General features: G+C 40.4%; 3 protein-coding genes. All 3 read left to right on the top strand.

Annotation, left to right across the window (positions count from 1 at the left end):
• Positions 1 to 192 precede the first annotated feature (192 nt).
• Positions 193 to 810, top strand: a complete 618-nt coding sequence (locus tag E1176_RS01820) for a 30S ribosomal protein S16 (RefSeq protein WP_155208869.1) — start codon at positions 193 to 195, stop codon at positions 808 to 810.
• A gap of 3 nt (positions 811 to 813) precedes the next feature.
• Positions 814 to 1,338, top strand: a complete 525-nt coding sequence (rimM, locus tag E1176_RS01815) for a ribosome maturation factor RimM (protein ID WP_155208868.1) — start codon at positions 814 to 816, stop codon at positions 1,336 to 1,338.
• Positions 1,339 to 1,340: 2 nt separating this feature from the next.
• Positions 1,341 to 1,991: tRNA (guanosine(37)-N1)-methyltransferase TrmD (gene trmD / locus E1176_RS01810; protein ID WP_155208867.1), on the top strand; the 651-nt coding region annotated here is incomplete at its 3' end.

Raw genomic sequence — 1,991 nt, 5'->3', positions numbered from 1 at the left:
AAACATATTCTGAATATAAAAACCGTATATTCGCTTATGCAAATTATATTCATTTTCAATGGTTTGACCTACATGTTGTCATACCCTAACGAATTTACAGCTCATATGTTTGTCGTAAGAAAAAAAGCCGTATCTTTGCAGTCTTTTAGACCGTGGACGTGATCCACAAAGTCGAAAAACATAAATAATAAAATGGCAGTAAAAATTAGACTGGCCCGAAGAGGGCGAAAAAAATTGGCATTGTACGATGTAGTCGTAGCGGATGCCAGATCACCACGAGATGGTAGATTCATTGAAAGAATCGGAAGGTACAATCCTAACACAGACCCTGCAACGGTAGATTTAGATGAAGCGAAAGCTTTTGATTGGGTTATGAAAGGAGCTCAGCCGACTGATACTGTAAGAGCTATGTTATCTTATAGAGGTATCATGCTTAAGAAACACTTGCAAATTGGTGTTAACAAAGGCGCTATTACGCAAGAAGAAGCTGACAAGAAATTTGAGGCTTGGTTGAAGGAGAAAGATGCTAAGATCGAAGCTAAGCGTGATAAGCTTGCTAAAGAAGCAGCTACAACTGCTAAGCAGCGTCAGGATGCTGAGACTAAGGTGAAAGAAGCAAGAGCTGAAGCTTTAAAGAAAAGAGCTGAAGAAGCAGCAGCTGAAGCTAAAGCAGCTGAAGAGCCAGAGGCATCTGAAGAGCCAGCAGAAGAAACTGCTACTGAAGAAGCACCTGCGGCAGAAGCAGCTGAGGAGCCTAAAGCAGAAGCTAAGGAAGAGTCAGCAGACGAAGAGAAGAAAGAAAATAAGTAAATCATGAATATTGATGCCTGTTACCAACTTGGTTACATCATCAAGAAGCATGGTTTAAAAGGAGAGTTAAACATTTTTTTAGATGTAGACTTTCCTGCAGAATACACACAATTGGAATCAGTTTTCGTTGAAATAAACGAAAAACTGGTTCCTTTTTTTATTGACCACATTTCTTTAAACGGCAATAAGGCCATCGTTAAATTCGATGAAGTTGATACAGCCGAAGCTGCGGATGAGTTGAGAGGTCAAAAATTATATTTGCCGTTGTCTTCTTTACCCGATTTGGAGGAGGGACAGTTTTATTACCATGAGGTTATCGGATATCTGATGAAAGATGCCAATTCTGGTGACGTGGGAAAGGTAGCATCTATTCTTGCCGGCCCTCAACAAGATCTTTTTGTAGTTGATGCCGAAGGTAAGGAGGTGTTAGTGCCTGTTAGTGATGGTATTATAAAAGGTATTGATCATAGTAAAAAGATTGTTGAAGTAGAGTTGCCTGAGGGTTTGCTTGATATCTATCTTGATTAGCCATGCGAATTGATATTATAACAGTATTGCCGAGGCTTTTAGAAAGCCCATTCTCTGACTCGATTCTAAAAAGAGCACAGGATAAAGGTTTGGTTGAGGTAAATGTTCATGATTTACGCCCATATTCTACAGACAAACATAAGCGTGTAGATCATTACGCATATGGAGGAGGTGCCGGCATGGTGATGATGATTGAGCCAATAGCGGCTTGTCTGAAAAAACTACAATCAGAGCGATTTTATGATGAGGTAATCTACATGAGTCCTGATGGCGAATCGTTTAATCAGACGATGGCCAATGAGCTTAGCTTAAAGAAAAATCTTATAATTCTTTGTGGTCATTATAAAGGGGTAGATGAAAGAGTGCGTGAGCATTTTATTAGCAGAGAAATAAGCATCGGTGATTATGTGCTCTCTGGTGGTGAGCTTGGGGCCGCTGTTGTGTCTGACGCTGTCATAAGATTGTTGCCAGGCGTATTGTCAGACGAAACATCTGCTTTGACTGATTCTTTTCAGGATGACCTGGTTGCTCCACCGGTTTATACAAGGCCTGCAGAATTTGATGGGATGAAAGTGCCTGAAATACTACTCTCAGGTCATGAAAAGAAAATAGAAGAATGGCGTTTTGAAAAGGCCGTAGAGCGCACAAAAAAA

The sequence above is a fragment of the Fulvivirga aurantia genome, from assembly GCF_009711475.1.
GTDB lineage: Bacteria > Bacteroidota > Bacteroidia > Cytophagales > Cyclobacteriaceae > Fulvivirga > Fulvivirga aurantia.
The sequence above is the reverse complement of the archived record's forward strand: the minus strand, read 5'-3'. Positions and strand labels throughout refer to the sequence as shown.

Bases quoted from the DNA above. Each gene is read 5' to 3' on its own strand.
- E1176_RS01820 (WP_155208869.1), top strand. From the start codon at position 193: ATGGCAGTAAAAATTAGACTGGCCCGAAGAGGGCGAAAAAAATTGGCA.
- rimM (WP_155208868.1), top strand. From the start codon at position 814: ATGAATATTGATGCCTGTTACCAACTTGGTTACATCATCAAGAAGCAT.